The organism is Paenibacillus sp. AR247 (genome assembly GCF_002968895.1).
GTDB classification, from domain to species: domain Bacteria; phylum Bacillota; class Bacilli; order Paenibacillales; family Paenibacillaceae; genus Paenibacillus_AQ; species Paenibacillus_AQ favisporus.
Map to the genome: position 1 here is coordinate 1 of NZ_PCZT01000049.1, position 1,338 is coordinate 1,338.

Annotated in this window: 1 protein-coding gene and 1 pseudogene; both read right to left on the reverse strand. The window is 51.2% G+C overall.

The features are described 5' to 3' along the window. A pseudogene (locus CPT76_RS38565) lies at positions 1–218 on the reverse strand (glycoside hydrolase family 172 protein); the annotation flags it as partial. A 14-nt stretch (positions 219–232) separates the two neighbouring features. Beyond that, positions 233–1,338 (reverse strand): glycoside hydrolase family 32 protein (locus tag CPT76_RS35605; protein WP_146116552.1); only part of this gene is annotated, 1,106 nt, incomplete at its 5' end.

The window sequence follows — 1,338 nt, forward strand, 5'->3', positions numbered from 1 at the left end:
ATGCTGTCTCCTTCTTGGCGGATGAAGCCAGCTCCGTCATCATTAGCTCCCCAGTTCTCATACAAGCCCGTCTCGGCATGATAAATGGAACTCCGGTCAAAGCTGGAGAAACACCCCGACTTCTCGCCGTCCTGTGGCGGTATTGCAAGTGCTTCGAGATCATATAATCTCCGCACGAGGTCCTGATAAGAATACACCGGTAGCTTGGTTTGGTTCATGGTACTCTCCTTTCTTACCAAATAGGCTTCATATCCCACACTTGCATCGATTTGACCGTCAAACTGCCATCTCCCCAAATCTGAATCCCCAGCGCATCCCTTCGACTCGGATACACCCGGGTCGTCAAGCTTTTCAATCCATTTGCATAGGCTTCGACCATGGAACGGTCCAAATACATGTGTAGCTTCAAATTCTCTCCATGAAGCTCTAGATTGCCACCCTGGGTTCCTCCACATTTTTCTCCTGGATGAAGCGTCGTCTTCGAACGGTCGACCAGGAGCATCGATTGATTCAAGTCGTAGTAAAGCAGGGTTTCTTCTTCTCCATCCGGCGTACGACGGATCTTGATCCCGAATTGCTTGGCGCTGCCCGGCTCCATCTCCAAGCGGATCTCAAGCATATCGCCCTGAACATCCTGGAGCAGGACATTCGCTTCAGACAATGATTTATCGCGGAGAGATAACCGCTTCTCGCCGCGCAGGGACTGCAGCTCTTGGATCGGTTCTATACCCAGTCGTCCGTCCTCCCGCAAATACACGCTGATCGGCAAACCGCCGTTATGCGCCCATCCCGATTGATATTCCAGTTCTGAGGTCCTGTCACCTTGGGCTATCGTAAATACGATTTTCCTGCCGGTCTTCGGATCAACCATTCCGCTCGGACCGGTAAAATGGAAATCACCGACATCAATCAATTGAGGCTCCTCTTGATCATGGATGAACGTTAGATTCTGCTTATCCAGTTGTCCGATCCAATAAAACACTTCGACATCCGCTCCCTCTCCCACTGGGCTGACCAGCAGAAGATGCTTGTTCACCCCCTGTTTGTCGCAACCAAGGGGAAGAAACACGGGGAGCTCCCAGATCGGCCCTAGATAAGGAAACTTCTCGATATCCGCTTTAAAAAAGGGCCCTTTATACGTCCAATTCAGCATATCCTGAGAAGAAAATGCCAATGCGGCTCCGCCTTCACCTTCGATCCCGGACCCGACCAGGGCATACCAACCATCATCATCTTTCCACACGAATGGGTCCCTGAAATCCCCGAATAAGCCTATTCCCTTCTTCTGCACGATTAACGGCTCCGGATGTTTGACCCAGTGAACTAGATCGGGGTCCT